Below are 24,821 nucleotides of genomic sequence, written 5' to 3' on the forward strand. Positions count from 1 at the left end.
TCGATTAGCTCCTGCTCGCGCCAGTTGTAGATCGTCTGGTCGCTGATCTGTAGATCGAAGGCCACCTGCCGCACGGTCCGGCCGGCCTGCAACAGATCCAGGACTTTCCGGCGGAACTCAGGGGGATATCTCCTTGCCATGCCGACCTCTCCTGAAGGGGGTGGAGGCATGTAAGTCAACCAAAGCGACTCCACGAAAGCCGGGGTACATCAGAGTCTCCACGAAACCCGGCGCGGTTCACGTGACCTGCCTTGGAGGTGGCGCGACCGTTCCGTATATGCTCCGGATCTTGGTCTGTCTCGGGCTGTGAGTGAAAGACCGCATCGGGTGGTTAGGCCCCTGCACCCGGTAAGCCTGCGGTTCGATGCTGCCGCTCCTATGGGGCGCATTCCCCGATCCCATGGTCGCGATGGCAGCGGGGATCCCAGTGAGGACCGTAGTGCATCAGTGAGGCGGCCAGATCGGGGTGGGCGGCGGCCCAGATGTCATCGAAGATGAACCACTGGCGGTAGCCGGAGTGGTAATCGATGTGGATGGCCATCTGAGTCATGTGCTCGCTCTGCCGGATGATCGTGCGGTGCGGATCGCGACCCCGGAAAGTCTCGACCCCCTCCAGCAGGCGTAGCGCGATCTCGTGGGCCTGCTGGTAAGCGCCGTACGTCTCCGGGATGTTCCGCTCGAAGTCGGGCCAAAGGTTGCAGCGCTCCAGGGCCGGCCCGATCTCGTCCTCATCGGGTGCGACGAGGGCGCGCAGGACGGCCAGTTCCCCGGACCACTCATCGATCGGGGCGTCTGTCTCCCGCAGGGTCGCCGCGAGCTGGGGTAACCGGATGCCGGGAAAGCAGGTCGGTGTGTTCCAGCCGATGCTGTCGAGGGTGCTGTAGAAGGTCAGCACGACCGCGTAGGTCGCCCCTTCGCTTCCGGGTTGCGCGGGCGTCGGGGCCCAGGTCGCCACCGGAGGGGTGAACGGCCGGTCGGCGGAGAAGCCGGGAGGGACGCCGGGGAGTTCCCATCCGTCATGCAGCAGGTAGGCCCAGCGCTCCGGTTCGGCGGCCACGAGAGCGTCCTCGACGAAGAAGTAGGCCAGCATGACGTCGTCGTCATCGGTGAGCACCCGCACGCTGTGCTCGTCGACCCGTAGCTCCTGCTCGACGTAGAGGTGTTCCTCCAGGAGGCGGTGCAGCTCCGCCGTGCTCTGGGGCGCGGGCAGCCCCGTCTCGAAGATGGTGGACAGGCCGTAGACGCTCGCCCCGAGTTCGCGGGTGACCCACTCATAAGCGTCATCGCTTCCCGCCTCGTCCCAGACCCTACGGAACCAGTCGAGCACCGTCGCGTCGGGGAAATGCCGCACCAGCTTGCCGGAGGGGCCCTCGTAGACGCTGCGGTAGATGAAAAAGACCATGCCGCAGACCATCTCAGACGGTACTGACAGAACATGATCCGTCAGCTTGCCATGCTTCGCGGTCTCCCGGATGAGACGCCACTGGCGGCACCGGTTTTCCAGAGGGCTGCGTTCCGGGCAGCAGCAGCGCCTTCTACCGGGGTGAAATTACCTCCATCGCACTCATGCAATGAAGATCATCTTTCATGTATCCCGCACTGGTCGGCCGTTGGCACAATGGCTTGGAGATCGAGAAGGTGACGCCGTGGGGGACCACAAACGCGCTCTCATCAACCAAATGGCTGCGCGGATTGACCTGTACGACTCGGGCGAGATTTCCTTACCCAAGCTGGCCGAAGACCTTCGCGGCCTGTTCGAGGCCGCCGATCCGCGCGAGCTGAGCATCAGGGACTCGTTCGAGGAAACCTGGGCCGAACTCGATGCCGAGAGCGAGCTCAGGACGGAGGCATGGGCACCTCCAGGCCTTGCCGATGACGCCCACCTGCGCGAGATCCTCCAGCGGTTGCGCTCCTGGATCGAGTGGTGCGGCTTCGCCTTCTGATCTGTAGGTCCCCAAACGAGGCCCGAAGGCGTTCAGACGCGTTCACCACGCAGGTCGCACACGAGCCGCCTGTCCGTATCAGGCCAGCTCGGTGCGAGGTCGTCCGGCTGGTTGGCTCCCAACTTGGCTCCCAGGACCAAACTGACCGGAGCCCACGTCCTGGCTGAGGTCGGCGACGATCGCACCCGCTTCGCTGACGCCCTCGCGCTCAAGGCGTATGCCGGATCGTGCCCATCACCCGCGCCTCTGGCAAGAGCCTGGTGGTCCACGGAACCGTTCTCCCCTCGACGGGGAGATCCCACGATCTTCAGCGACAAGCCCCGATCCGATTGGGGAAGGGTGTGGGAGTCTGGACATGTGGCGATTGAGTGGTCCCGGCAGGAGGTCCTCAGAGCGGTCAGGACGTGCTTGCTACGTGCGGGCGCTGTGACGGACGGATACTCCGCCGTCGATGTCGTGGCGGAGCCCGACAGCATGTTAGTGATCTTCCGCTGGCGACGAGATCCGAACATATACGCCATCAAGGTTAAGTTTCCGACTGCAGCAGAGAGTTCATGGACTGGCCTGCCGGTGACCTCAGCGGATGAATGGGCCGCAGAAGTCGCATCTCGCCTCGCGGAGGAACTCGGGACCGGGCTGGTTCGTCGAAGCCGCCGGATGATCCAAGGTGGGTACGTCGTGTTGGACACTCACGATGCTCCAGATGTCTGCCCCGCCGGGTTCTTCATCAGTTCGATTCCACTCGACGACGTCGTGCTCTCCCTCTCGCCGTTGCAGAGGGATGCCCGGGAGAGGGCTTATGGATCGCCTTCGGCATCGGTTTTTCCGCTTGCATCCGAGGCCGGCTACTGGTTGGCCGAGGCAGGGATGGATGTCACCATTCCCAGACAGCTGATCGTCGAGGCAAAGCTTGCCTGCTGGCTTCAGGCCTACGTCGACAACGCCCGCGGGAAACCTTATGTCGGTCATGCAGCCGCATCTTGGGAGGATAAGCAGCACACCACCGCCCGTCTCAACCTGGTGCACATCCAGCCTGACGTCCCATCAGAGGTACGCGATGCGCTGGTGCGTCTCACGATCTGCCAGGTAGCCGAGGCCGGCGCCCTGCGCGTGGTCACTGCGATCGACGATCCCGAACTCCATGAACTAGGATTCCGGCCCGCGCATGGTGGCGGCCTTACGCTTTACACCAGCAGCGCTGAACCGCCATCGGACCCCACGGCCGGAGCCTGACCCGAAGCGCCTCCCGTCCAAGGCTGGACCTCAACATCTGAAACCTCCAAGGCCGCTTCGGCGACCACCGACCGGAGAGTACCCGGTGCTCTTCCCATGACCTCGGACAACCGCTTAGGCATCCCCCGCCCACGGCGGCCAGCCCAAGCGGCGTGCGAAGCTCAAAGAGACTCGGAGAGGGAAACCTCTCCCGACCTGGTCCTTCGTACGTGGAATCGGCGACGGGAATCGAACCCGTGCTGCCAGCCTGGGAAGTCTCTAACTGGCTTGGGGGCTGAGCTGGCGGAACGCTGACCTGCGGGGTAGGGGTCCGAGTGCCCGCGGTTCCCCGTGAGTCCCCCTTGATCACCCTTCTAACGGGCACAGGCGGTTCTACGTGTAGACCCCTCTGCCGTAGTCCTCGGGACCCACGGTGAAGTCATCTGAGCGGACCTCCCGTAGGTGCAGATATCGGCCATTAAGAAGGTCGATGGCTTCTCTAAGATCGCCCCCGAACTGTTCTCGGATCAGCTTGAGAGCAGGAAGAATACGAGCTTGAATAATTCGTTCGTCGATGTCGGTCCAGTCGTCCGCCATGACAGCCATCATGCCGCCTGCGTATCAGCGACGGCCTTACTGAGCGCGTCTGCTGTACTGCTCTGCCGTCGACCCGCCCGAAGGGGAAGCGGGCCAGGGCCACGGGGACAAGGTGGAGTCCCCAGCTGGAGGAACGACCTTGGCCCCGTGGCCCTGGTCTGCTCGGCTTGTCCCGGGTCGACGATGGGCGGGATGATCAGGCTTACACCTCAGCCGCCTACGGTCCTGCGCTCAGCACGGTGATTGTCCCAGAGCCGGAGGCACTGTTTTAGTTGGGGGTGGAATGGGAGGGTTGGTGGCATGAATGTGCGGCGATCTTTTTGGTATCAGCTTGGGTCTGCGTGCACTTTCGTCTTTTGCGGGTGGACCGGGGCTGGTGCGGTGTTCGGGCTCTCTGGGTTTCACGGCCCCATGCCGGACGCATGGCTGACGGGAATGTGGGTGTTTCTCTCGCTGGGGATCCTGCTCAAACTGGTGGCCGGAGTCGTGTATTTAGTGCGGAAGCGACGTGGCCAGGATGTGAAGAATGGCGAAGTCGCTGGGTGACGGGTCGTGTGGATGCCTGGACCGGGTTAGTGGTTAAAGGCCGTGTCCCTGCGGCTCGACTGGCCAGTAGTGGCGCCAGATCGGGTCGGTCGTGGGTAGCGGCGGCGTGCCGGTGGTCGGTGCGTTGGCTGGCCGCGGCGCGGCGGTCGTGCGGCGATGCCCCGCGTGACGCCCGCGCCGTGACCGGCCCCCAGGCCGCAGCGCGGCGCGGGGACGTCGACGCGGGGCGTACGGCGGCGCGGCGCGCCGCCGCTTGATCCATACAAGGTTAATTCGGCAATGTTCCGTGGCAGCGTGTGTCCTGTCTCGCTTGATGGTTGACACCTTGATCGTCTTCTGTGCCTGCTCGTGGCGTTGTCTGCGCTTCAGGGAGGCCGGGATGGCATTGGTGGAGTTGAGTGTCGTGGAGCAGCGCTATCACGCGGTGATCGAGGTGTTGTCTGGTGTGGCGGTGGCCGATGTCGTAGGCCGGTACGGGGTGTCGCGGCAGACGGTGCATACCTGAGTGTGTCGCTGTCGAGAGGGCGGATTGAGCGCGCCGGCCGATCGCTTCCATCGGGTGAAGGTGCGTCCGATGCGGACGCCGGCCAGGTTGAGGCAGCGATCTGTGAGCTGCGCCGATCCCATCCGCGACGGGGCAACGCACGCTGGTGTGCTCCGTGGGAAGGCATTGGGAAGGATCAACCGCAATCCGCCAGTGTTAGCCGTACACCACCGGACACGGCAAGGGGGCCCATGACCGGCATCACCGCTGGTCACGGGCCCTCTTGGCTGCTCGCGCGTTGCGCACCCTGCAGGATTCGAACCTGCGACCGTCGGATTAGAAGTCCGGTGCTCTATCCAGCTGAGCTAAGGGTGCTCCCGCTCAATTGTGCATGATCCGGGGAGTGCTCATGTATCGGTTTCGGGGCTGTGTCGCGAGGATCACTCTGCGGCGTCTCGCGCCCTCGGAGGGAACGGCCGTCAGGGCGCCTCGGCCCGGGTGGGCGGTGGCCGGATTCTGGCTGTTCGGGACGGGGAAACCGGGCTGGACGGGGCGGGTACCTCCCCGGTGACCTGCCGCTCTCCTGGCGGGCGGGGCAGCGGATGTCCGATGGGCGGACGACTTCCGGATGTTCCATCCGACAGGGAGATGTCTGCCCGAATCGTCCCCGCGGGGAGGCCGAGCGGTCTACGCTCGGGTGGCATGTTCGCCGTCACGACCCAACAGGAGATCCCCCTTCTGGGCGGTGATGTCACCGACGGGGTGGTGCGGGTCGGGGACACCGTCCGCCGGCCCAGCCGGGCCTCCACCGCTTCGGTGCACGCACTCCTGCGGCACCTGGAGCGTTCCGGCTTCGAGGGGGCGCCCCGGGCGTTGGGTATGGACGAGCGGGGCCGGGAGGTGCTGAGCTACGTCGAGGGCGGTTCCGCGGCCAGGCCGTTGCCCGGCTACGCGCTCAGCGGGGAGTCGCTGGCCGCGCTGGCGCGGCTGCTGCGCCGCTTCCACGACGCGGCCGAGAGGTTCGTCCCGCCGCAGGGAGCCGTCTGGGAGGGCGGGTCCAACGACGACGCGGCCCCGAGGCTGATCGGGCACTGCGACGTCAACCTGGACAACGTGATCTTCCGCGACGGGCTGCCGGTCGCGCTGATCGACTTCGACATGGCCCGGCCGACGACCCGGCTCTTCGACGTGGTGACCACGCTGCGGCACTGGGCGCCGATCGCCGATCCCATCGATCTGGAGCCGCTCCAGCGCCGCCTTGAGGTCGGGCCCCGGCTCCGCCTGTTCTGTGACGCGTACGGCCTGGCGCCTCGCGACCGCAGACGCCTGCTGGATCTGGCCCGGCTCCGCTTCGACCGCTCGTACCAGGTGATGCGTGCCAGGGCCGAGGCCGGGGGCGGCGGATGGACCCGGATGTGGGCCGGTGGGGCGGGGGTGCGCATCCGGCGGGCCCGGGTCTGGCTGGAGACCCACCAAGATGAACTCCATGAACATCTCATTTAGTCGACTAATCACCAAAGTGGGACTAAGGGGACCTAGGGTAGCCGAAGGGGTGGGGATGCTCGCCGGGGTCGTGATCGACGCCGTGCTCGCCGATCCCCGGCGCGGGCATCCGGTCGCGCTGTTCGGCACCGCCGCCGCCGAGGTGGAGAAGCGGGTGTACGGCGACGGCCGGGCAAGGGGCGTGTTCCACGTCGCGCTGTGCGTGGTTCCGGTGGCGTTGCTCGGCCACGCCGCGACCCGGCCGCGCGATCCCATGGTGCGGGCCGCGCTGAGCGCGGCGGCGACCTGGGCCGTCCTCGGCGGCACCACGCTGGGCCGCGAGGGGGCGGCGATGGCCGGGCTCCTGGAGGACGGCGACCTGGCCGGGGCCCGGGAGAGGCTGCCTCATCTGTGTGGGCGGGATCCTTCCGGGTTGGCAGCGCCTGGGCTGGCGAGGGCCACCGTGGAGTCGATCGCGGAGAACACCTCCGACGCGGTGGTGGCGCCACTGTTCTGGGGGGCGGTCGCCGGGGTGCCCGGCCTGCTCGCCTACCGGGCGGTCAACACGCTGGACGCGATGGTCGGCCACCGCAACGAGCGCTACGAGCGCTTCGGCTGGGCCGCGGCCCGCCTCGACGACGTGGCCAACTTCGTACCCGCCAGGATCACCGGGCTGCTCGCCGTGCTCGGCGCCCCCCTGGTGGGCGGTTCGACGCGGCGGGCGGCGGCGGTGCTGCGCGGGGACGGCCACCGCCACCCCAGTCCCAACGCGGGCCGTTGCGAGGCGGCCTTCGCGGGCGCGCTGGACCGTACGCTCGGCGGGGTGAACGTGTACGGCACCCGGGTGGAGCACCGGCCGAAGATGGGCGAAGGGCCCGAGCCCTCGGTCGCCGACATCCGCAGGTCCGTACGGCTGGCGCGGGCGGTCGGCCTGGCCGCGGCGGGGCTCGCCGTCCTGGCCGCCGTACGCGGATCGCGCGGGAGGAGGGGGTGAAGGGGGCGCTGCTGGTCGCCGGGACCACCTCCGACGCGGGCAAGAGCGTCGTCACCGCCGGGATCTGCCGCTGGCTGGCCCGCCAGGGGGTGCGGGTCGCGCCGTACAAGGCGCAGAACATGTCGTTGAACTCCTTCGTCACCGCCGACGGCGCCGAGATCGGCCGGGCCCAGGCGGTGCAGGCAGCCGCGTGCGGGCTGGAGCCCGGCGCGGACATGAACCCGATCCTGCTCAAGCCGGGCAGTGACCGGCGCAGCCAGGTCGTGGTGATGGGCAGGCCGATGGCCGAGGTCGACGCGATGGAGTACTGGGACGTCAAGGAGCGGCTCCGCCAGGTCGCGGTGGACGCGCTGGAGCGGCTGCGGGCCGCCTACGACGTGGTGGTCTGCGAGGGGGCGGGCAGCCCGGCGGAGATCAACCTGCGTGCGGGCGACATCGCCAACATGGGCCTGGCCCGTGCCGCGAACCTGCCGGTCGTCGTGGTCGGCGACATCGACAGGGGCGGGGTCTTCGCCTCGCTGTACGGGACCGTGGCGCTGCTGGAGCCCGCCGACCAGGCACTGATCGCCGGGTTCGTGATCAACAAGTTCCGGGGGGCGCCCGAGCTCCTCGAACCGGGCCTGGAGATGATCAGGGAGCTGACCGGCCGCGAGGTGTACGGGGTGCTGCCCTGGCTGGACGGCCTCTGGATGGACGTCGAGGACTCCCTGGCCCTGGACAACCGGCCCGCGCTCGGGGCGCGCGCCCCGTACGGCAGGCAGAGTCTGCGGGTGGCGGTGGTACGGCTGCCGAGGATCTCCAACTTCACGGACGTGGACGCGCTGGCCTCCGAGCCCGGAGTGACGGTCCGCTACGTGACCTCGCCGGGCGAGCTGGACGATGCCGATCTGGTGGTGCTGCCCGGCTCCCGGGCCACGGTCTCCGACCTGGCCTGGCTCCGCGCCACCGGCCTGGCCGAGGCCCTTGGGGGACGGGCCGTGCTGGGCATCTGCGGCGGCTACCAGATGCTCGCCAGGACCATCCGTGACGACGTCGAGTCGGGGGCCGGCCTCGTCGAGGGGCTGGGGCTGCTGCCCGCCTCGGTGGAGTTCGCCGAGGACAAGACGCTGGGCCGCCCGGTGGGCGCCGCCTACGGCTGCCGGGTCGAGGCGTACGAGATCCACCACGGCGTCGTGACGGCCGACGGCGGCGAGCCCTTCCTGGACGGCTGCCGGTACGGCTCGGTGTGGGGCACCACCTGGCACGGTGCCCTGGAGAACGACGATTTCCGCCGGGCGTTCCTGGCCGACGTGGCCGCCGTCTCCGGCCGCGACTTCACCCCGGCCCCTGACGTGTCGTTCGCCGCCCTGCGCGAGGAGCGGCTGGACGCGCTCGGCGACCTGGTCGAGCGGAACGTCGACACCGGGGCACTGCTCCGGCTGATGGAGGGCGGGGCACCTTCGGGCCTGCCGTCGCTTCCGCCCGGCGCCACCCGGCGCGAGGCCCCGTACCTCTCCCGAGGTGGATCCTCCGCCGGCTGACCGGTGGCGGGGACGATCCGGCGAGGGGGCGTCCCCATTCTTTTCCAGCGCGACAGGGAAGAAGGTGCCATAGCCTAGTAAAATTGGTATTTCCCCTGCCAGATCCGATGGGGGAAGTCTGGGAGGTCGATGATGGTCCGCATCATCGTGTTGCTTTTCGTCATCGCCGTGATCGCCATGATGGTTCTCGGCATGGCCCGGATGATCCGCTCCTTCTCGGCTCCCAAACCCGCCGTCGACAGCCCCCGCGAGATCCTCAGACGTCGTTACGCGGCCGGTGAGATCGACGAGGACGAGTACCTCCGCCGGATGTCGGGTCTCTCCCAGGAGTGGTAGGCCCGTTTCCGCGGCCTGTCAGGCGGCGGGGGCGGAGGTGGGCTGGTTCGCGGTGATCCAGGCGTCGATCGCCTCCCACTGGTCGAAGAGCCACCGGATCTGGCTCTCGCGGTCGCGCGGCACGTCGGCGGCCTGGACCCGCCACCATTTGGCCTTGATCTCGGCGCTCATCGGCAGGCGGCGCCAGATGTCTCCGAGGGTGACCAGGTCGTCGAGGCCGGTGTGCGCAACGAAGATCACATCCGCCTCGGGGCAGGCCTCGATGGCGGTGATGGCCCCGTTGGGGCGGGGCGCCATCAGGTGTTCCAGCCCGCGGGCCCGCGCGGCCTCCTCGGACAGGCCCTTGCGCTCCAGCCGGAGGATGGCCCGCCAGCGACGCCTGGGGGTGAAGTTGCCGCCCTCCGGGAAGATCACCAGGGCGTCGTCGGCGTCCATGCCCGAGGCCAGGCGGCGGATCTCGCCGAGAACGCCGTTCTCGGAGGTCTTGCGCGGGACGAAGGCGTTGGGGAGGCGGTTGATCACCACGTCCAGTGAGGGGTCGAGTTGCAGGGCGGCCTTCATCACGATCCTCGGGCGCCTGCCGTACCGGGTGAGAAGGTGGTGGACGAGCAGGAACGAGTCGCCGGGACCCGCGTGGCGGGACAGCACGATGACGGGGCGGGTGAGGCGCCGGGAGAGTTCGTCGGAGGTGAGGGTCGGCTCGTCGATCTCGACGCTCAGCTGGAAGATCCGCACGGCCACTCCGTACACCTTGGACAGGAGCCACCGGATCAGCGCGTAGTGCCGCTCCTGGTGCTCGTCGCGGTGGAGCCATCCGCCGAACCCGCTCGCCACCCAGAGGCCCAGGCAGGCGACCAGCGCCATCGACTCCAACGCCAGCCACGCCACCGCGAACCAGACCAGCCGGGTGCCGCGCCGCTGCGGGGGCGGCAGGCGCAGCGAGGCCGCGGCCACCACCAGCAGCCAGATCGGGAGCGTGATCACCGCGACCACGGTGAGCACGATGACGAGCGGGGCCAGGATCAGACGGCGGATGATGCGAGGAGGCAGCATGAGCGGCTCCTGCCTGGGGGTGATATGCGGTGCGGGTGTCTGGCTCTGACGGGTTGATGGTCGGTATGGAGGGGAGTGCCGGTTCCCCCGGGGGAGCCGGTGTGTGCGGCCGCTGGGGGCCTCGGGGTGGGGAACTCAGGTGGATGAGTTACGGGCCAGGTAGTCGGACGAGGCCTGGTACGCCCGTTCTATGTATCCAGATATATTCGATATATCCCGATAACGCAGCTGGGCCAGATCCATTCCCGGGCGTGTTTCGCCGCCCGACGGCATGACGTGGACCTCGATGTCGCCCGGCAGGGTGGCCATCTCCTCGGCGAAGCGGTGCCGCCTGGCGATCTCGAAGGCGGTCATCCCGACCTCCCACGGGCGCCGCGGCACCAGCAGGGGACGCTCGATCCTGCCCACGTGCAGCACGTAGACCCGGCGGGCGCCCAGCGCGACCGCGCGGCCGACCGGGATGCTGTGCACCAGCCCGCCGTCGAGGAAGTGCTCGCCGCCGATGCGGACCGGGGGTAGCAGCCCGGGGACGGCGCAGGAGGCCAGCACCGCCTCGACCAGGGGGCCCTCGGTGAACCAGTGCGCGGTGGCGCGCTCGACCGAGGCGGCCACGCACTGGAACGGCACCGCGAGATCCTCGATCCGGGAGACGGAGAGCGTCCGGGTCAGCAGGTCGCGCAGCGGCTGGCCGGAGTGCAGGTGGGTGCCGGTCCTGGCGAGGGTGGACAGCCGGGTCACCCACGACCCCGCGAACGCGGTACGGACCACGTTCGAGCCCCACAGCGTGGTCAGGCGCGCGACCGCGTCACCGGGGGAGGCGGCGAGCACGACGCCGTTCAGCGCGCCCACGGACGTGCCGACGATCACATCGGGCTTGATGCCCGCCTCGTCGAGTGCCCGCAGCATGCCCACCTCGTAAGCGCCGAGGACCCCTCCGCCGCCGAGGACGAAGGCGGTGTCCACGCTCATCGCTCCTCCGTAGGTTGCCAGGCGGCCCGGTGCCGCGCGATTCGTCAACGACCTCACGATAGACCGCGCCGGGGATCGGTACGGCCCCCCGGTGTCACGACGGGGCGGTGGGGCGGGGTCCGGATTCGGGCAAGGAAAGGGCGGCCAACTGTCGGGATCCGGCCATGGCCCCCGCACCGGCGGGCGGGCACGATCGGGTGCATGACAGCGGTGGTGGAAACCGAGGGGCTCACCAAGTTCTACGGCGGGCGCCGGGGACTTGAGGATCTCGACCTGGAGATCCGGCCCGGGGAGGTGTTCGGGTACCTCGGCCCGAACGGCGCGGGAAAGACGACCACGATCCGGCTGCTCCTGGACGTGATCCGCCCCACCAGGGGCCGGATGACGGTCCTCGGCAGCGATCCCCGCGAGGCGGACGTGCGGAGCCGGATCGGCTACCTGCCCGGCGAACTGGCCCTGGAGGGCAGGGAACGGGCGGGAGACTACCTCGCCTTTCTCGGCGCGGTACGCGGCGGCGTGCCCAAGGGCCGGATCGCGGAGCTGGCCGAGCGGCTGGAGGCCGACCTGGCGGTGCCGATGGGCAAGCTCTCCAAGGGCAACAAGCAGAAGGTCGGGCTCATTCAGGCGTTCATGCACGAGCCGGAGTTCCTGATCCTCGACGAGCCGACCAGCGGCCTGGACCCGCTGGTGCAGCAGGAGTTCCTGGCGATGATCCGCGAGGTCCGCGCCTCCGGCCGTACCGTGCTGATGTCCTCGCACGTGCTGGCCGAGGTCGAGCACGTCTCCGACCGGGTCGGCATCGTACGTGCCGGCAGGCTGGTCGCGGTGGAGGACGTCGCCGCGCTCCGCGAGAAGGCGGTGCGCCAGGTGGAGTTCCACTTCGACGCGCCGGTGCCCCGCGAGGCGTTCGAGAACCTGCCCGGCGTGCGGGACCTGCGGGTGGAGGGCGCCGGGGTGCGCTGCACCATCGACGGCCGCCCGGACGCACTGGTCAAGGTGGCGGCGCGGTTCACCGTGGTGCACATGGTCAGCGCCGAGCCCGACCTCGAAGAGATCTTCCTGACCTACTACAGCGATGAGGAGGCGCGTCATGCCCGCGCTGGTGTCGAAGAGCCTGCGTGACTACCGGCGGGCGTTGCTCGGCTGGACGATCGGGATCAGCGCGTTCTTCGGGCTGTACCTGGCGTACTACCCGACCATCGTGAGCAACCCCGAGCTCTACGGGCAGGTGGCGCTGACCAAGTTCCCCGGGGCGATGCGCGACCTCATGGGCGGTCTGGAGGACGGCTTCACCAGCGGCCCCGGCTACCTGCAGACGCTGGTCTACCAGCTGTTCGGGCCGATGCTGTTCATCATGTGCGCCGCGGTGATCGGTAACCGGGCGATCGCCCAGCCCGAGGAGACGGGCACCCTGGAGCTGACCCTCACCCTCCCGATCACCCGCAGGCGGCTGGTCCTGGAGCGCTTCGCCGCCCTCGCCCTCGCCCTGCTCGGCGTGACGGCGGTCACCTTCCTCGTCGTGTTCGGCCTGACCTCGGCCGTCGGCATGGACGTTCCGGCCGACCGGATCCTGGCCGGTCACACCGGCGTCTTCCTGCTCGCCCTCTTCTTCGGCACGCTCTGTCTGACCGTCGGCGCGTTGACGGGACGCAGGGGGGTCGCCCTGGCGGTGGTCGGGGTGGTCGCGGTGGCCGGCTACGTGGTCGAGACGATGGGCAGGGACGTGGACGGGGTGTCCTGGCTGCGCTGGATCTCGCCGTTCCACTACTACCTCGACGGACGGCCGATCCAGCAGGGATTTCCCGCGTGGGAGTATCTCGTGCTGGCAGGGGCGATCGTCGCGCTGGTGCTGACCGCGATACCGGCCTTCGACAGGCGTGACGTGGGAGTCTGATGGACGAGCTGCTCGGCGGCCATCTCCGGACGTTGAGGGAGGCGGCCGCCACCGGCAGGCCGCCGGGCAGAGCCGAGCTCGACGACTGCCGCGCCGCCGGTGCGCTGGCCGCGGAGCGGGGCGTGTCCGTCCGTGCCCTGGTCGAGGCGGCACTGGCCATGGCCGAGTCGGTGAGCCCCGTCCCGCTTCCGGCCCTGCGGCGTACGGTCTCCGCGCTGATGGAGGGGTACGAGGACGCCCAGCGGTCCGCGCTGCGCCAGGAGGAGCTCGCGCGCCGGGAGTTCGTCGACGACCTGCTCCAGGGGCGCGTCCACCGGCTCGCCGAGCGGGCCGAGCACTTCGGCCTCCGCCTGGCCGAGAGCTACGCGGTCGCCGTCGCCCGCCCCGCCGCCGATGCGGACGGCGGGCTCGCCGAGGAGACGGCCCGGCGGATCGAGGACGCGCTGATCGCCCGGTTCGGCTCGCACAACGTGCTGGTCGCGGTCCGGGACGGGATGCTCGTCTGCGTGGCGCCGGGCGGCCTCGCCGCCGCGACCGGCGAGTTCACCCACCACGTCCGCCGGCTGTTCGCGCCCGGCTGGCGGGTCGGTCTCGGCAGGGCACACCGAGGCCCCGGCGGGGTGGTCGCCTCCTATCGCGAGGGTGCCAACGCCATCGAGCTCGGCGACCGGCTGGGGTTGCGCGCCCCCGTGCTGAAAGCCGCCGACCTGCTGGTCTTCCCGGTGCTGCTGCGGGACCGGGCGGCCATCGAGGACCTGGTGACGACGGTGCTCAGCCCGCTGCTCGAGGCGCGGGGCGGTCCCGAGCCGCTGCTCGCCACGCTGGAGGCGGTCTTCGCCTCCCAGGGCAACCAGACCGCCGCCGCGCGCAGACTCGGCGTCAGCACCCGGGCGGTGACCTACCGGCTGGAGCGGATCCGCCGCCTCACCGGGTTCTCACCGGACGATTCCACCCAGCGTTTCACCCTGGAGACGGCGGTCCTGGGCGCCCGGCTGCTGGACTGGCCCGCCCAGCCGCTGCGCTGACCGCCCCCGCCGTACGCGGAGCCCCGGTGGCCCGTCACCGAAGAGCAGGGCGACGGGCCCGGGGCGACGCCGGACGCGGCGCCCTTTGACGCGCCTTCGCGCGTTCCCGCACGCCCGGCATCGGGCAAAGGGCGCTCAGGGGATCAGCAGCACCTTGCCGGTCGTACGGCGGGATTCGAGATCTGAGTGGGCGCGGGCGGCCTCCGCCAGCGGGTAGCGGTTGGAGATGTGCACCCGGATCCGCCCGTCGGCCACCCAGCCGTAGATCTCGGAGGCCCGCCAGACGAGCTCGTCGCGGGTGGCGATGTAGGCGTTCAGGCTGGGGCGGGTCAGGAACAGGGAGCCGTTCCTGGCGAGGATCTGCGGGTCGACGGGTGGGACCGGGCCGCTGGCCTGGCCGTACAGCGCCATCATGCCGCGCGGGCGCAGCGAGGCGATGCTCTCGTCGAAGGTGGCCGCGCCCACGCCGTCGTAGACGACGTGCACGCCGGAGCCGGTCAGCTTGCGGACCGCGTCGGGGAAGTGCCGGTAGCGGAGCACCTCGTCGGCGCCCGCCTGGCGGGCCAGGGCCTCCTTCTCCTCGGTGGAGACCGTGCCGATCACCCGGGCGCCGCGCAGCTTGGCGATCTGGGTGAGCAACAGGCCCATGCCACCGGCGGCGGCGTGCACCAGCACGTCGTCACCGGCCTTCACCGCGTAGGTGGAGTGGGTCAGGTAGTGCGCGGTCAGTCCCTGGAGCGTGATGGCCGCCGCGGCCTCGGGCGAGACCCCCTCGGGCACCGAGAGCAGCTTGGAAGCGGGCACCGCGACCCTGGAGGCGTAACTGCGCGGCACGGACGCCCAGGCGACGGTGTCGCCGACGGCGACGTCGTGGACGTCCTCGCCGACCGCGACGACGGTGCCCGCGCCCTCCTCACCGGGGATGAAAGGCAGGGAGAGCGGGTAACGGCCCATCCGGTGGTAGATGTCGATGAAGTTCACGCCGGAGGCGGCGACGTCGACCAGGACCTCCCCGGGGTTCACCTCGGGGTCCGGATGGTCGTCGACGTAGGTGAGAACCTCGGGGCCGCCGGTGGCGGAGACGGCTATGGCGTGCATCGTGCTGAACTCCTTCGATCTGTCAGTGTCCCGATCGTCCCCGACACCGGGCGGATCACTCAGGGCTGCCCGGTGACGGCGGGGCCGTGCAGGGTGAAATTGTCGAACGCGGTCCTGAGCACGGCGTCGCTGTTCTCGCCGACCCGGGCGATCACGCCCACCAGGCCGTTGGGCAGCGGGTTGGTGTCGAGGAAGGACTGCGTCCGATCGCCGTTGACCCACATGTTGAGCTGCACGCCCCCGTCGACCCCGGTGCACTCGGCTTGAAGGCGGGCGGTCTTCCCCTTGGGCAGGTCGACCTTGACGGGTTTGGTGAGCTCGCCCCCGGCGCTCTTGACGGTCTTGCGGATGCGGGCGTTCCCCGCGGTGTCGAGCAGGAACTCGTACCGGGTCGCCTTGTTGTCGTCCTCGCCCCGGCAGAACAGTCCGTACTCGCCCATGCCGACGCTGCCGGAGCGGATCGTGATGTCGGTGCCGAGCAGGATCCGGCTCGGCGTGACCGGTGTGGGGCTCGCTGTGGGGTCGGGGGTGGCGGGGGGTGTGGGCACGAAGGGGATCGGGGCCTGTTCCCGCTTGATGGGGGAGTAGCCGCTGACGTCGATGGCGTAGTAGCCGTCAGGGGCGTAGCCGTAGCCGTAGGTGTCAGCGAGCGGATTGTAGGTGCCGCCGCTCCAGCCGGTGCCGCTCTGGGTGAAGTCGTCCTGGTAGAGCAGGGTGAGATTCTCCGGGGGGCCACCGGGGGAGAGGGCCAGACTCAGGCCGAACGCGCCGGCCACCACCAGGGCCGCCGCGGCCGCTCCGATGACCAGCTTGCGGCGCTTGGCCGACTGTTCACGCGGAAAGATCCCGAGATCGCTCTGCGGACTCAGGAGCGTGTGGCCGGGGCCCGTCTGCGGGTTGCCGGAGAACGTGTAGCCGGGCTGGGAGGACATCGAGGTGGGGGTCCACCGGAGGTCGTCGGTTCCCGGGGCGTTCGCGGGCCCGGCCGGCTGCCCCTGCCAGGAGGCCTGAACCGAGTGGGCGGTCTGCTCGGGCGCGGCGGAGCGGCCCACCAGATGGTCGAGGAGCTGCTGGGAGGTGGGCCGGTGCCGCGGGTCCTTGGCCAGGGCGTAGCCGACCAGCTCGCGCAGCGCGGGCTCCATGCCCTCCAGGGTGGGCTCGGTGTTGAGCACCTGGTAAAGCACCGCGGGCAGCGCCTCGCCGCCGAACGGAGCTCGCCCGCTCGCGGCGAAGGCCATCAGGCAGCCCCACGAGAACACGTCGCAGGCGGCCGAGACCGGCTCGCCGCGGAGCACCTCGGGCGCCATGTAGCGGGGGGTGCCGAGGATCTCACCGGTCCCGGTCATCCCGCTGAGCGTGTCCAGCGCGCGGGCGATGCCGAAGTCGATCACGCGGGGGCCGACCGGGGAGAGCAGCACGTTGGAGGGCTTGAGGTCGCGGTGCACCACCCCGGCGGCGTGGATGGCGGTCAGCGCGGTCGCCACCCCGACGGCCAGCGCGTCCAGGCTGGAGCCGTGCAGCGGCCCGCCGGACTCCACCGCCTCCTCCAGGTTGGGGCCGGTGACGTACTCGGTGACGACGTAGAGCTGGTCGCCGTCGAGCGCCGCCTCGATGACCGCGGCCGTGCAGAACCTGCGGACCCGCTGCGCGGCGTCGGCCTCCCTGCGGAACCGCATCCGGAACCGCTCGTGCTGGCTGTACTCCGAGTTGATGACCTTGATGGCGACCTGTTGCCCGTCGGGGGACTCGCCGAGATAGACCGTGCCCATCCCGCCGCGGCCCAGCCTGCTGAGCAAGCGGTATCGGCCTATCTGTAGTGGTTCGTCGGGACTGAGGTTGTTCACCTTTGTACCTAACCGCGTACGCCATCACATGAGTGGTTCAGCCTATCGATCTCTGGCCGCTCGCCAGCTGTCGCAACAGCGGAAGGTCCACTTTTTCCAGGCCGTCCACGGCCAGCACGCCCTCCCGCGCCATGCCGCCGGTGACCGACACCACCCGGCATCCGGCCGCGCGGGCCGCCGCGAGCCCGGTCGGGCTGTCCTCCACCGCCACGCACTCGCCGGGGTCGACGCCCAGCTCGGCGGCCGCCCGCAGGTAGGGGTCCGGCAGCGGTTTGCCGCGCGCGGTGTCCTCGGCGGCCACGACCAGGGTGAACCGCTCGGCCCCGACGGTCTGAAGCACCATGTCCACGATGCGCCGGGGGGAGGCGCTGACCAGCGCCGCGGGTACGCCACCCGCGCCCAGGTCGTCCAGCAGCCGGATCGCACCGGGCAGCGGCGTCACCCCGCCCGCGATCCGCTCGGCGAAGGCGTCGGTGAGCCGCGCCCCCACCCGTTCGACGGTGTCCGCTCCACCGGGGAGCGCGGACGCGCCGGAAGCGGTGGACGACGCGCGCCTTACCAGGTGGGCGGCCACGTACTCGACCGGGCGGCCGAGCACGTGGCCGGCGTCGGCCTCGGCCAGTTCCAGACCCGACTCCGCGGCGACCGCCGCGCACGCCTGCCACCACATTCCCTCGGTGTCCACGAGTGTGCCGTCCATGTCGAACAGGACGGCGCGGAGTTCACCCGACACCCGCGGGATCCTCCGACGCCTCGGACGCATCCGGCCCCGAGGGCTCCGGGAGAGCGGGAACGGTGCGCGCCGCGACGAGGACGGGCCGCTGCACGAGGGCGACGTCCACCCGCGTGCCCGGCGCCAGCCGCACCGCGTCGTGTCCCGGTACGTCGCTGAGGATCTCCAGCTCACCCAGCCGCACCCGCAGCCGTGCGACCGAACCGCGGAAGGAGGAGGCCACGATCGTGGCACTTCCCTCGGGGGAGGGCGTGACCAGCACCGCCTCGGGGCGGACCAGCACGTCGACGTCGGAGGCGGAGGGCAGCGGGCCGTCCACCGGCATGAGCCGGCCCAGGACCGTGACCTCCTGACCGGACAGGTGGCCGGGGACGTGGTTCATCGTGCCGACGAACTCCGCGACGAACGGGGTGGCGGGCCGGTCGTAGACCTCGGCCGGGGGGCCGCACTGCTCCAGCCGCCCGGCGCGCAGCACCGCGACCCGGTCGGCGACCGACAGGGCCTCCTCCTGGTCGTGGGTGACGAAGATGGTGGTGATGCCCAGTTCGAGCTGGAGCCGGCGGATCTCCTCGCGGAGCGTGACACGGACCTTGGCGTCCAGCGCGGACAGCGGCTCGTCGAGCAGCAGCACGCGCGGCTCCAGCGCCAGCGCCCTGGCCAGGGCGACGCGCTGCTGCTGGCCGCCGGAGAGCTCATGCGGGTAGCGCTGGGCGTGCGTCGGCAGGCCGACCAGCTCCAGCAACTCGGCCGCCCGCGCGTGCCGTCTGGCGGTGGGTACCTTGCGGACCCGGAGCCCGAAGGCCACGTTGTCCCTGGCGTTGAGGTTGGGGAACAGGCTGTAGGACTGGAAGACCATGCCCGCGTCCCGCCGGTTGGCGGGGACCCGGGTGATGTCCTTGCCGTCCACCAGCACCGCCCCGGCGTCGGGGTGCTCGAACCCGGCGACGCAGCGCAGCGCCGTGGTCTTCCCGCAGCCCGACGGGCCGAGCAGGGCCATCAGCTCGCCCTGCTCCACGGTGAGGTCCAGGCCGTCCAGCGCGACCGTACGGCCGAACGCGCGGCGCAGTCCTCGGAACTCGACGGTCACGAACGCTTCCTTCCCGCACCCGAGAGGGTGAGCAGCAGCAGCCAGATGAGGAGCAGGCTGATGATCGACAGTGCCACGGAGAGCTGCCCGTCGTTCCCGGAGATGGTGACGATCCAGACCGGGAAGGTCTGGTAACCGAGCAGGGCGGCGACCGTGTACTCGCCGAGCACCAGCGCGAGGGTGAGGAACGAGGCGCTGGCGATGGCGGAGCGGATGTTGGGGATGATCACCCGGAACAGCACGTACGGCCACGAGGCGCCCAGGTTGCGGGCCGCCTCCACCAGGGTCCGCACGTCGATCGCACGCAGCCCGGCGTCCAGCGACCGGTAGGCGAACGGCAGCGTCAGCACCACGTACGCCAGCACCAGGACGACCGGGAACCGCTCGTCCTGGATGGCGATCAGCGTCGCCCAGAGCGGTGTGGCGGCCAGCGCGTCGATGCCGCCGCGCAGCGCCGTGCTGATGCCGACCACGTAGGTGATCGGCGGCACGACCAGCGGGAGCGTGGCGATCAGCTCCAGCACCGGCCCCAGCCTCGACGCGCCGAGCCGTACGGCCAGCATCGCCGGAAGGGTCAGCAGCAGCACCGCGACGATGGTGGCGGCGGCCAGCCCGAGGGAGAGCAGCAGGCTGGACAGGAAGCCGGGCGCCGACAGGATCCGGCCGTAGGCGGCGAGCGAGAAGCCCTGCCCCTCGGAGTAGACGGTGAACCAGAACGACACGGCCATCGGCACGACGAAGTAGAGCGCCGCGACGACCAGCACGCCCCCCCGCCAGGCCCGTCGCTGCCCGGGGCGGGCGGCGGGGCCCGGACCGCCGGGAGTGACGTCGGGCAGGGTGGCTACCGCAACCATCGGGAACTCCTCCTCTGCAGCGGCAGGTAGACCGCCATCACCAGCAGCGCGATGACGATCATGTCGAGGCTCAGGGCGAGCGCGATGTTCTCGTAGCCGATGAGGACGTCACCGGTGAGCGCGTCGGCGATCTGCAGGGTGACCAGCGGGACCGTGCTGCCGACCATGGCGGCGGCGGTGGCGTAGGCGGCGAACGCGCCGCCGAACAGCAGGACGACGCCGCCGAGCAGCGCGGGGGTCAGCACCGGGATGCCGACGTGGCGCCAGAACTGCCAGGTGGTGGCGCCGCTGTTCTGCGCCGCCTCCCGCCACTGCGGGCGCAGGCCGTCCAGCGCCGGGGTCACCACGAGCACCATCAGCGGCACCGAGAAGTACAGGTAGACCAGGGCCAGGCCCCAGAAGTTGTACAGCGTGCCGGGGCCGATGCCCAGCGCGGTGGTGAGCACCCCCGAGTTGCCCAGGGTGGCGATCCAGATGAAGGCCAGCGGCACGCCGCCGAAGTTGGCCAGCACGCCGGAGAAGGTCAGCACCGCCTCGCGCAGCGCCGTGAAGCGAGAGGTGATCACGGCCTGGGCCAGGAACGTCCCGAGGACCGCGGCGACCACCGCCACCACCGCCGACAGTTGCACGCTGCTGAGCAGCGCGTTGAGGTAGGCGCCCTGCAGGCTCCTGGACAGGTTGGCGGTGCCGATGGACGACACCCTGGTCGCCGGGTCCCTGACGGTGAACGCCCCGACGAGCAGGGTGACCGCCGGGATGCCGAACGCCACGGTCACCACGACCAGCAGCGGCAGGGCGCCCAGCCAGTTCTTGGATCGACCGTGGCCGCCGCGCGGGGCGGCGGCCGTGACCGTGCGGGCCGTCATCCCGAGACCGCGGCGCCCCAGCCGTTCGCCAGGACCTCCTTGGCCTTGTTGACCTGTGCCTCCGACGGGAAGGTGGGCTCGCCGTCGACCGGCGGGAGGTTGGCCTCGGCGGCCTTGTCGACCGAACCGTCGGCCTGCATGGCGGGCAGCAGGACCGGGCGGGCGAAGCCCCCGAGGTAGAGGTTCTGGCCTTCAGTGCTGTAGAGGAACTCCTGCCACAGGCGCGCGGCGGCCGGGTGCGGGGCGTCCTTGTTGATGGCCTGGGCGTACAGCTGGAAGTACTTGCCGTCGCTGGGGATGACGGTCTTCCAGTCGATGCCCTTCTCGGCCATCTTGGGGGCGTAGGCGGCGTTGTTGTAGTCCCAGTCGATGCTGATCTGGGTCTCGCCCTTCTCGATGGTGGCCGGGGTGGTCTCCACCGGGTTGAAGTTCCCGCTCTCCTTGAGCTTCTTGAAGAAGTCCAGGCCGGGCTGGATGTCGTCGAAGGAGCCGCCGTTCGCGAGGGCCGCCGCGTACACGCCCGCGAACGCCGAGCCGGACTTGGTCGGGTTGCCGTTCAGGGCGATCTTGCCCTTGTACTCGGGCTTGAGCAGGTCGGCGTAGGTCTCCGGGCACTTGTCGATCTTCTTGGCGTCGCAGCCGATGGAGATGTAGCCGCCGTAGTCGTTGAACCAGAGGCCGGAGGGCTCCTTCTGGTTCTCGGGGATCTTGTCCCACGTCTGGACCTTGTACGGCGCGAACAGGCCCTCGGCGGCGCCGCTGATCGCGAAGGACTGGCCGATGTCGAGAACGTCGGGGGCGCGGTCCTGGCCCTTGCGGGTCTTCACCGCGTTGATCTCGTCGGCGCTGGCGGCGTCGGGCGTCTCGCTCTCGATCTCGATGCCGTACTTCGCCTTGAACGCCTCGATGATCTTTCCGTAGTTGGCCCAGTCCGGCGGCAGGGCGATGACGTGGAGCTTGCCCTCCTTCTTGGCGGCCTCGACGAGCTTGTCCAGCCCGCCGAAGTCGGCCGCGGAGGTGGCGGTTCTGGCGTCCACGCCGGCCGCGGAGCCTCCGTCGGAGGCGGCTCCCGACGGGGTCGACGTGCCGGGGGCGGCCCCGCACGCGGTGGCTCCCACCAGGAGGAAAGCGGCCAGACCTGCAAGGCGAACTCGGGATGCGATCACTGTGTCTCCCAAGGGGGTGTCGCGCAATATTTCACGAAAGTAGACGAACTTGTACAAACAAGCTAGACCTCGTATGCCGTGAATAAGTTGCTGTTTGGTGAACGCATGGAGTACGTGGGTGAAATGCGAAAATCGCAGCTATGTGGGTGATTCAGGGGTGTTTAGGGTGGAGGTCGGTCTCGTCGGTCGGTGCGCGCAGCCAAGCATCGCACCCACCATCGGGGACAGGCGTGGGAACAGGAGCGGGAACCGCGGTGGGAACAGAGTCGGATGTCGGGCCGAATACGAGGGCGGTTCTGAGAGGCGAGGCGGGATTGCGTGGTAACCGGACGTTCGCGGGTGTCCTGAAGGGGGCGCGGGTGTTGGAAGGCGCACGGGAAGGAATCCCGTCGTTCGGGGGCTCGGGAGAAAGGAGCCGGGTGTGACCCCCCGTTACCTGGGCATCGCGGAGAGGCTGCGCGACGCGATCATGCGAGGCGAGTACGCCGTGGGGGCACAGTTGCCCTCGGAGGCCGATCTGGCCACCCGCTTCGCGGCCTCCCGGGGCACGATCCGCCAGGCCGTCGCGGTGCTCGCCACCGAGGGCCTGGTCGGCTCCCGGCAGGGGGCCAGGCGCATCGTGCTCGGCCGCGAGCGCAGCCAGAGCTTCGCCGAGCTGCACAGCTTCGCCCAGTGGGCGCGGGCGATGGGCTACCGGGTCAGCGGGCAGGTGCTGCAACAGCGTCGCAGGGGCGCCGACGCCACCGAGGCGGCCCGGCTGGCGCTCCAGCCGGGCGAACCGGTGCTGTCGGTGCTGCGGCTTCGTTCCCTGGAAGGCGAGCCGGTGATGCTGGAGCGCACGACCTACGCCGGGTGGATCGCCCCAGCCGTCGAGCGGATCGAACCCGGCTGCGAGTCGATCACCCGGGCCCTCTACGACAGCGTCGGCCTCGTCTTCGCCTACGGCGAGCACCTCATCGACGCGGTGGCCGCCGGCGTGCAGGACTCCAGGCTGCTGGCGGTGCGCAGGGGCAGCCCGCTGCTGCGTCAGCGCCGGGTCACCACCACCCACGAGGGCCGGCCCGTCGAGTGGTCCGACGACCGCTACCGCGCGGGCAGCGTGACCTTCAGCATCCGCAACTCGGTGGACGCCAACCCGCTGGTACGGCAGATGGGGGACTTGCGCCCGACTCGATGAGAACGTATGTTCGATACGACAGGCCCGCCTTCCCCCGGGCACTCATCCGAAGCCGCGGGGAGAAGAGGCGTCTTGAACCGACTCTACGGCGACCCTGTCGAGGTGTGGACCCGTGAGGGACGGCCCGTCCAGTTCGTCTGGCGAGACCAGCTCTACACGGTCCACCGGATTCTCGACCACTGGGTTGTCGCGCGCGAGTGGTGGAAGGTCTCCGACAGTGATCCGGGCGAGCGCCGGTTCTGGCGAGCCGAGGCCGCCACCGGTGGCCAGGTCGGCACCTACGAGCTCCGGTTCGACACCGCGGGCGAGGGCTGGCTGCTGATCAGGGCCTGGGACTGACTCCCCGCCCCAGGCCGCGGCCACGCTCCAGGACCCCACCCCGCCCCGGCGTCCGGCAGGCCCCGGACGGCGCGCCGGGATCCGGCGCCGGTGCTTGGCGCCCGCGGTCTGGATCCCGGTGATCTGCCGAACCGTCGCCGCGCAGAGCAGTGCGGCGACCGTGACGGCGGTCAGCTCGGGCGGGCCGAAACCGGTCAGGCCGGTGCCCGCCTGGGACACGCCCGGCCAGAGCCGTACCAGCACCAGCGTGAGCGCGACCAGCCAGCTCAGCCACCAGGCGGCGAGCAGCACCCGCCAGCGCGGGCGGCGGTCGGCCGGCGGACGGGAGGCCCGCCACAACCGGTCGACCAGCACGACGGGGGCGACGAGGTTGACCACCGGCACGAACCAGCTCGCCAGGACGGTGGCCACCGCGGGCCGGTCGGCGCACCGCCGGGCACGGAGCAGCCAGTTCAGGTAGGCGACGACGGCGGCGATCACGGCCGTGGCGAAGAAAATGATCAGGATGGCGAAGACCGTCACCGCGCCGAAGATCGCGTCGGCACCGGGGGCGTGGGGGTCGCCGCCGAGTTTCGAGATCTCCAGGACGAGGCGCCGGCCACGGGCCTGTTCGAACACCGCCAGGGCGGCGGTCGCGACCACCAGGGTGGTAAGGGTGAAGTAGACGGCCGAAGCCGACCTTTTCTGTAGAGATGGGATAGAGCGCATGTATATCTCCCCCCGCCATGCGCTGAGGACCTGCCCTTTTTCTATCCCGTCAGCCCTTTCGCTAATCAGCCCACTCGGACCACTCTGTCCACTTGGCCAACTCGGCTCGCTCAGCTCACGGTGCCCGACTCCCAGGCCCACGCGGCGATCTCCACCCGGTTCCTGGCGCCGAGCTTCGTCTGGATGCTTCCCAGGTGCGTCTTCACCGTCGACAGCGACACGAACAGCTCGGCGGCGACCTCCTGGTTGGTCCGTCCCCTGGCCACCAGGCGTACGACGTCCAGCTCGCGCTCGGTGAGGGGCTCGCGGGGCGGCCGGCGGGCACCGGCCCGCGGGTGGGCCAGGTGTTCGAGCAGGCGTACGGTCACCGAGGGCGACACCAGCGCGTCCCCCGCCGCCGCGGCCCGGATCGCCTCGATGAGCAGGGTCGGCCCGCTGTCCTTGAGCAGGAAGCCGGTCGCTCCGGCGCGCAGCGCTCCGTAGACGTACTCGTCCAGGTCGAAGGTCGTGACGATGACCACCTTCATCGGGTTGGGCACCCCCGGTCCCGCCAGGAGGCGGGTGGCCTCCAGGCCGTCCAGCTTGGGCATCCGGATGTCCAGCAGGCAGACGTCGGGCCGCAGCCTCCGCGCCAGCTCGACGGCCTCGGCTCCGTTGGCGGCCGTCGCCAGGACCTCCATGTCCTCCTGGGCGTCCAGAATCATCTGGAACCCGGTCCGCACCAGTTCCTGGTCGTCAGCGATGAGCACTCGAATCGTCACCTGACGGATTTTGCCAGTTCCAGACCGGGGTGAAATCGGCAGTCCGGTCAATGCGTCCCGGCCGACCACGGCCGGGGTAGGGCACCGGCGGGTCCGCGCGGCACCATGGAAGCGGGCGCATCGGACAATTTTT

Annotated in this window: 25 protein-coding genes, 1 tRNA gene and 2 pseudogenes; 13 read left to right on the forward strand and 15 right to left on the reverse strand. The window is 70.0% G+C overall.

Annotated features, from left to right (window positions below; genetic code table 11):
• Both ABT130_RS19575 and ABT130_RS19580 read right to left on the reverse strand, forming a co-directional pair.
• A partial coding sequence (locus ABT130_RS19575; RefSeq protein WP_350957159.1) for a transposase occupies positions 1–170 on the reverse strand: 170 nt, incomplete at its 3' end.
• 206 nt (positions 171–376) lie between these two features.
• Positions 377–1,402, reverse strand: coding sequence for a hypothetical protein (locus ABT130_RS19580; RefSeq protein ID WP_350957068.1), 1,026 nt, complete (start codon positions 1,400–1,402; stop codon positions 377–379).
• Positions 1,403–1,679: 277 nt separating this feature from the next.
• Between ABT130_RS19580 and ABT130_RS19585 the strand changes: the two genes are divergently transcribed.
• From ABT130_RS19585 to ABT130_RS19595, 3 genes and pseudogenes are all read left to right on the forward strand, one after another.
• Complete coding sequence (locus tag ABT130_RS19585; RefSeq protein ID WP_350957070.1) at positions 1,680–1,943, forward strand: hypothetical protein; 264 nt, start codon at positions 1,680–1,682, stop codon at positions 1,941–1,943.
• A gap of 141 nt (positions 1,944–2,084) precedes the next feature.
• Positions 2,085–2,197 (forward strand): annotated as a pseudogene (locus ABT130_RS19590) (transposase); the annotation flags it as partial.
• Positions 2,198–2,417: 220 nt separating this feature from the next.
• Positions 2,418–3,176 (forward strand): hypothetical protein, encoded by a 759-nt coding sequence (locus ABT130_RS19595; RefSeq protein ID WP_350957071.1) that lies wholly within the window; start codon positions 2,418–2,420, stop codon positions 3,174–3,176.
• Positions 3,177–3,548: 372 nt separating this feature from the next.
• Here ABT130_RS19595 and ABT130_RS19600 read toward each other — a convergent pair whose 3' ends face one another.
• Positions 3,549–3,752 (reverse strand): hypothetical protein, encoded by a 204-nt coding sequence (locus tag ABT130_RS19600; RefSeq protein ID WP_350957073.1) that lies wholly within the window; start codon positions 3,750–3,752, stop codon positions 3,549–3,551.
• A 925-nt stretch (positions 3,753–4,677) separates the two neighbouring features.
• Between ABT130_RS19600 and ABT130_RS19605 the strand changes: the two genes are divergently transcribed.
• Complete coding sequence (locus ABT130_RS19605) at positions 4,678–4,803, forward strand: hypothetical protein (protein WP_350957074.1); 126 nt, start codon at positions 4,678–4,680, stop codon at positions 4,801–4,803.
• Positions 4,804–5,083: 280 nt separating this feature from the next.
• Here ABT130_RS19605 and ABT130_RS19610 read toward each other — a convergent pair.
• Positions 5,084–5,157: transfer RNA gene (locus tag ABT130_RS19610), tRNA-Arg, on the reverse strand.
• 327 nt (positions 5,158–5,484) lie between these two features.
• Here ABT130_RS19610 and ABT130_RS19615 point away from each other — a divergent pair.
• The 4 genes from ABT130_RS19615 (at position 5,485) to ABT130_RS19630 (ending at position 9,114) form a co-directional block, all read left to right on the forward strand.
• Entirely contained in the window at positions 5,485–6,285 is an 801-nt protein-coding gene (locus ABT130_RS19615) for a phosphotransferase (protein ID WP_350957076.1), read from the forward strand.
• A gap of 55 nt (positions 6,286–6,340) precedes the next feature.
• The gene (locus ABT130_RS19620) at positions 6,341–7,258 is read left to right on the forward strand and encodes a cobalamin biosynthesis protein (protein WP_451934884.1); all 918 of its coding nucleotides are present in this window, start codon (positions 6,341–6,343) and stop codon (positions 7,256–7,258) included.
• A complete protein-coding gene (locus tag ABT130_RS19625; RefSeq protein ID WP_350957080.1) occupies positions 7,255–8,778 on the forward strand; it encodes a cobyric acid synthase in 1,524 nt (507 codons plus the stop codon). Before ABT130_RS19620 ends, ABT130_RS19625 begins: the two co-directional genes overlap by 4 nt.
• Before the next feature lie 129 nt (positions 8,779–8,907).
• Positions 8,908–9,114 carry an SHOCT domain-containing protein gene (locus tag ABT130_RS19630; protein ID WP_350957082.1) on the forward strand — a complete coding sequence of 69 codons (207 nt, stop codon included), beginning with the start codon at positions 8,908–8,910 and terminating at the stop codon, positions 9,112–9,114.
• Between the two features lie 18 nt (positions 9,115–9,132).
• Here the strand turns inward: ABT130_RS19630 and ABT130_RS19635 are convergent, their stop codons facing one another.
• Positions 9,133–10,167, reverse strand: a complete 1,035-nt coding sequence (locus tag ABT130_RS19635; protein ID WP_350957084.1) for a 1-acyl-sn-glycerol-3-phosphate acyltransferase — start codon at positions 10,165–10,167, stop codon at positions 9,133–9,135.
• Between the two features lie 135 nt (positions 10,168–10,302).
• Positions 10,303–11,136: a patatin-like phospholipase family protein gene (locus tag ABT130_RS19640; protein WP_350957086.1), complete on the reverse strand. Its 834-nt coding sequence runs from the start codon at positions 11,134–11,136 to the stop codon at positions 10,303–10,305.
• 201 nt (positions 11,137–11,337) lie between these two features.
• On the opposite strand from ABT130_RS19640, the gene ABT130_RS19645 reads away from it, so the two are divergent.
• The 3 genes from ABT130_RS19645 to ABT130_RS19655 are packed head-to-tail and all read left to right on the forward strand — an operon-like array spanning position 11,338 to position 14,055.
• Positions 11,338–12,258 (forward strand): ABC transporter ATP-binding protein, encoded by a 921-nt coding sequence (locus ABT130_RS19645; protein WP_350957088.1) that lies wholly within the window; start codon positions 11,338–11,340, stop codon positions 12,256–12,258.
• Positions 12,227–13,030, forward strand: a complete 804-nt coding sequence (locus tag ABT130_RS19650; protein WP_350957090.1) for a DUF2705 family protein — start codon at positions 12,227–12,229, stop codon at positions 13,028–13,030. The genes ABT130_RS19645 and ABT130_RS19650 overlap by 32 nt, the downstream gene beginning before the upstream one ends.
• Positions 13,030–14,055 carry a PucR family transcriptional regulator gene (locus ABT130_RS19655; protein WP_350957091.1) on the forward strand — a complete coding sequence of 342 codons (1,026 nt, stop codon included), beginning with the start codon at positions 13,030–13,032 and terminating at the stop codon, positions 14,053–14,055. Before ABT130_RS19650 ends, ABT130_RS19655 begins: the two co-directional genes overlap by 1 nt.
• 135 nt (positions 14,056–14,190) lie before the next feature.
• Here ABT130_RS19655 and ABT130_RS19660 read toward each other — a convergent pair whose 3' ends face one another.
• From ABT130_RS19660 to ABT130_RS19690, 7 genes are read right to left on the reverse strand one after another with little or no spacing between them, the layout of a single operon-like run.
• On the reverse strand, positions 14,191–15,153 hold the full coding sequence (locus ABT130_RS19660) for a quinone oxidoreductase family protein (RefSeq protein ID WP_350957093.1): 963 nt from the start codon (positions 15,151–15,153) through the stop codon (positions 14,191–14,193).
• Between the two features lie 59 nt (positions 15,154–15,212).
• Positions 15,213–16,997: a serine/threonine-protein kinase gene (locus ABT130_RS19665; protein ID WP_350921498.1), complete on the reverse strand. Its 1,785-nt coding sequence runs from the start codon at positions 16,995–16,997 to the stop codon at positions 15,213–15,215.
• A gap of 37 nt (positions 16,998–17,034) precedes the next feature.
• Positions 17,035–17,730, reverse strand: a complete 696-nt coding sequence (locus ABT130_RS19670; protein WP_350921501.1) for an HAD family hydrolase — start codon at positions 17,728–17,730, stop codon at positions 17,035–17,037.
• A complete protein-coding gene (locus ABT130_RS19675; protein ID WP_350921503.1) occupies positions 17,720–18,817 on the reverse strand; it encodes an ABC transporter ATP-binding protein in 1,098 nt (365 codons plus the stop codon). The genes ABT130_RS19670 and ABT130_RS19675 overlap by 11 nt, the downstream gene beginning before the upstream one ends.
• On the reverse strand, positions 18,814–19,671 hold the full coding sequence (locus ABT130_RS19680) for an ABC transporter permease (RefSeq protein WP_350957095.1): 858 nt from the start codon (positions 19,669–19,671) through the stop codon (positions 18,814–18,816). The genes ABT130_RS19675 and ABT130_RS19680 overlap by 4 nt, the downstream gene beginning before the upstream one ends.
• Complete coding sequence (locus ABT130_RS19685) at positions 19,659–20,537, reverse strand: ABC transporter permease (protein WP_350957097.1); 879 nt, start codon at positions 20,535–20,537, stop codon at positions 19,659–19,661. Before ABT130_RS19685 ends, ABT130_RS19680 begins: the two co-directional genes overlap by 13 nt.
• Positions 20,534–21,703 carry an ABC transporter substrate-binding protein gene (locus tag ABT130_RS19690; protein ID WP_350957099.1) on the reverse strand — a complete coding sequence of 390 codons (1,170 nt, stop codon included), beginning with the start codon at positions 21,701–21,703 and terminating at the stop codon, positions 20,534–20,536. The genes ABT130_RS19685 and ABT130_RS19690 overlap by 4 nt, the downstream gene beginning before the upstream one ends.
• 421 nt (positions 21,704–22,124) lie before the next feature.
• Here ABT130_RS19690 and ABT130_RS19695 point away from each other — a divergent pair, with 421 nt between their 5' ends.
• Positions 22,125–22,880, forward strand: coding sequence for a GntR family transcriptional regulator (locus tag ABT130_RS19695; protein WP_350957101.1), 756 nt, complete (start codon positions 22,125–22,127; stop codon positions 22,878–22,880).
• A gap of 6 nt (positions 22,881–22,886) precedes the next feature.
• On the forward strand, positions 22,887–23,219 hold the full coding sequence (locus ABT130_RS19700) for a DUF6504 family protein (protein ID WP_350921628.1): 333 nt from the start codon (positions 22,887–22,889) through the stop codon (positions 23,217–23,219).
• A gap of 129 nt (positions 23,220–23,348) precedes the next feature.
• On the opposite strand, the pseudogene ABT130_RS19705 reads toward ABT130_RS19700, so the two are convergent.
• Positions 23,349–23,927 (reverse strand): annotated as a pseudogene (locus ABT130_RS19705) (DUF4328 domain-containing protein); the annotation flags it as partial.
• A gap of 110 nt (positions 23,928–24,037) precedes the next feature.
• On the reverse strand, positions 24,038–24,688 hold the full coding sequence (locus ABT130_RS19710) for a response regulator transcription factor (protein WP_350921515.1): 651 nt from the start codon (positions 24,686–24,688) through the stop codon (positions 24,038–24,040).
• Positions 24,689–24,821 lie beyond the last annotated feature (133 nt).

The organism is Streptosporangium sp. NPDC001681, from assembly GCF_040298085.1.
Classification (GTDB): Bacteria; Actinomycetota; Actinomycetes; order Streptosporangiales; family Streptosporangiaceae; genus Streptosporangium.

Excerpts from the sequence above, each read along its gene's own strand:
- ABT130_RS19580 (WP_350957068.1), bottom strand. The coding sequence starts at position 1,402 with ATGGTCTTTTTCATCTACCGCAGCGTCTACGAGGGCCCCTCCGGCAAG.
- ABT130_RS19585 (WP_350957070.1), top strand. The coding sequence starts at position 1,680 with ATGGCTGCGCGGATTGACCTGTACGACTCGGGCGAGATTTCCTTACCC.
- ABT130_RS19595 (WP_350957071.1), top strand. The coding sequence starts at position 2,418 with ATGTTAGTGATCTTCCGCTGGCGACGAGATCCGAACATATACGCCATC.
- ABT130_RS19600 (WP_350957073.1), bottom strand. The coding sequence starts at position 3,752 with ATGGCGGACGACTGGACCGACATCGACGAACGAATTATTCAAGCTCGT.
- ABT130_RS19605 (WP_350957074.1), top strand. The coding sequence starts at position 4,678 with ATGGCATTGGTGGAGTTGAGTGTCGTGGAGCAGCGCTATCACGCGGTG.
- ABT130_RS19615 (WP_350957076.1), top strand. The coding sequence starts at position 5,485 with ATGTTCGCCGTCACGACCCAACAGGAGATCCCCCTTCTGGGCGGTGAT.
- ABT130_RS19620 (WP_451934884.1), top strand. The coding sequence starts at position 6,341 with ATGCTCGCCGGGGTCGTGATCGACGCCGTGCTCGCCGATCCCCGGCGC.
- ABT130_RS19630 (WP_350957082.1), top strand. The coding sequence starts at position 8,908 with ATGATGGTCCGCATCATCGTGTTGCTTTTCGTCATCGCCGTGATCGCC.
- ABT130_RS19635 (WP_350957084.1), bottom strand. The coding sequence starts at position 10,167 with ATGCTGCCTCCTCGCATCATCCGCCGTCTGATCCTGGCCCCGCTCGTC.
- ABT130_RS19640 (WP_350957086.1), bottom strand. The coding sequence starts at position 11,136 with ATGAGCGTGGACACCGCCTTCGTCCTCGGCGGCGGAGGGGTCCTCGGC.
- ABT130_RS19645 (WP_350957088.1), top strand. The coding sequence starts at position 11,338 with ATGACAGCGGTGGTGGAAACCGAGGGGCTCACCAAGTTCTACGGCGGG.
- ABT130_RS19650 (WP_350957090.1), top strand. The coding sequence starts at position 12,227 with ATGCCCGCGCTGGTGTCGAAGAGCCTGCGTGACTACCGGCGGGCGTTG.
- ABT130_RS19655 (WP_350957091.1), top strand. The coding sequence starts at position 13,030 with ATGGACGAGCTGCTCGGCGGCCATCTCCGGACGTTGAGGGAGGCGGCC.
- ABT130_RS19660 (WP_350957093.1), bottom strand. The coding sequence starts at position 15,153 with ATGCACGCCATAGCCGTCTCCGCCACCGGCGGCCCCGAGGTTCTCACC.
- ABT130_RS19680 (WP_350957095.1), bottom strand. The coding sequence starts at position 19,671 with ATGGTTGCGGTAGCCACCCTGCCCGACGTCACTCCCGGCGGTCCGGGC.
- ABT130_RS19685 (WP_350957097.1), bottom strand. The coding sequence starts at position 20,537 with ATGACGGCCCGCACGGTCACGGCCGCCGCCCCGCGCGGCGGCCACGGT.
- ABT130_RS19700 (WP_350921628.1), top strand. The coding sequence starts at position 22,887 with ATGTTCGATACGACAGGCCCGCCTTCCCCCGGGCACTCATCCGAAGCC.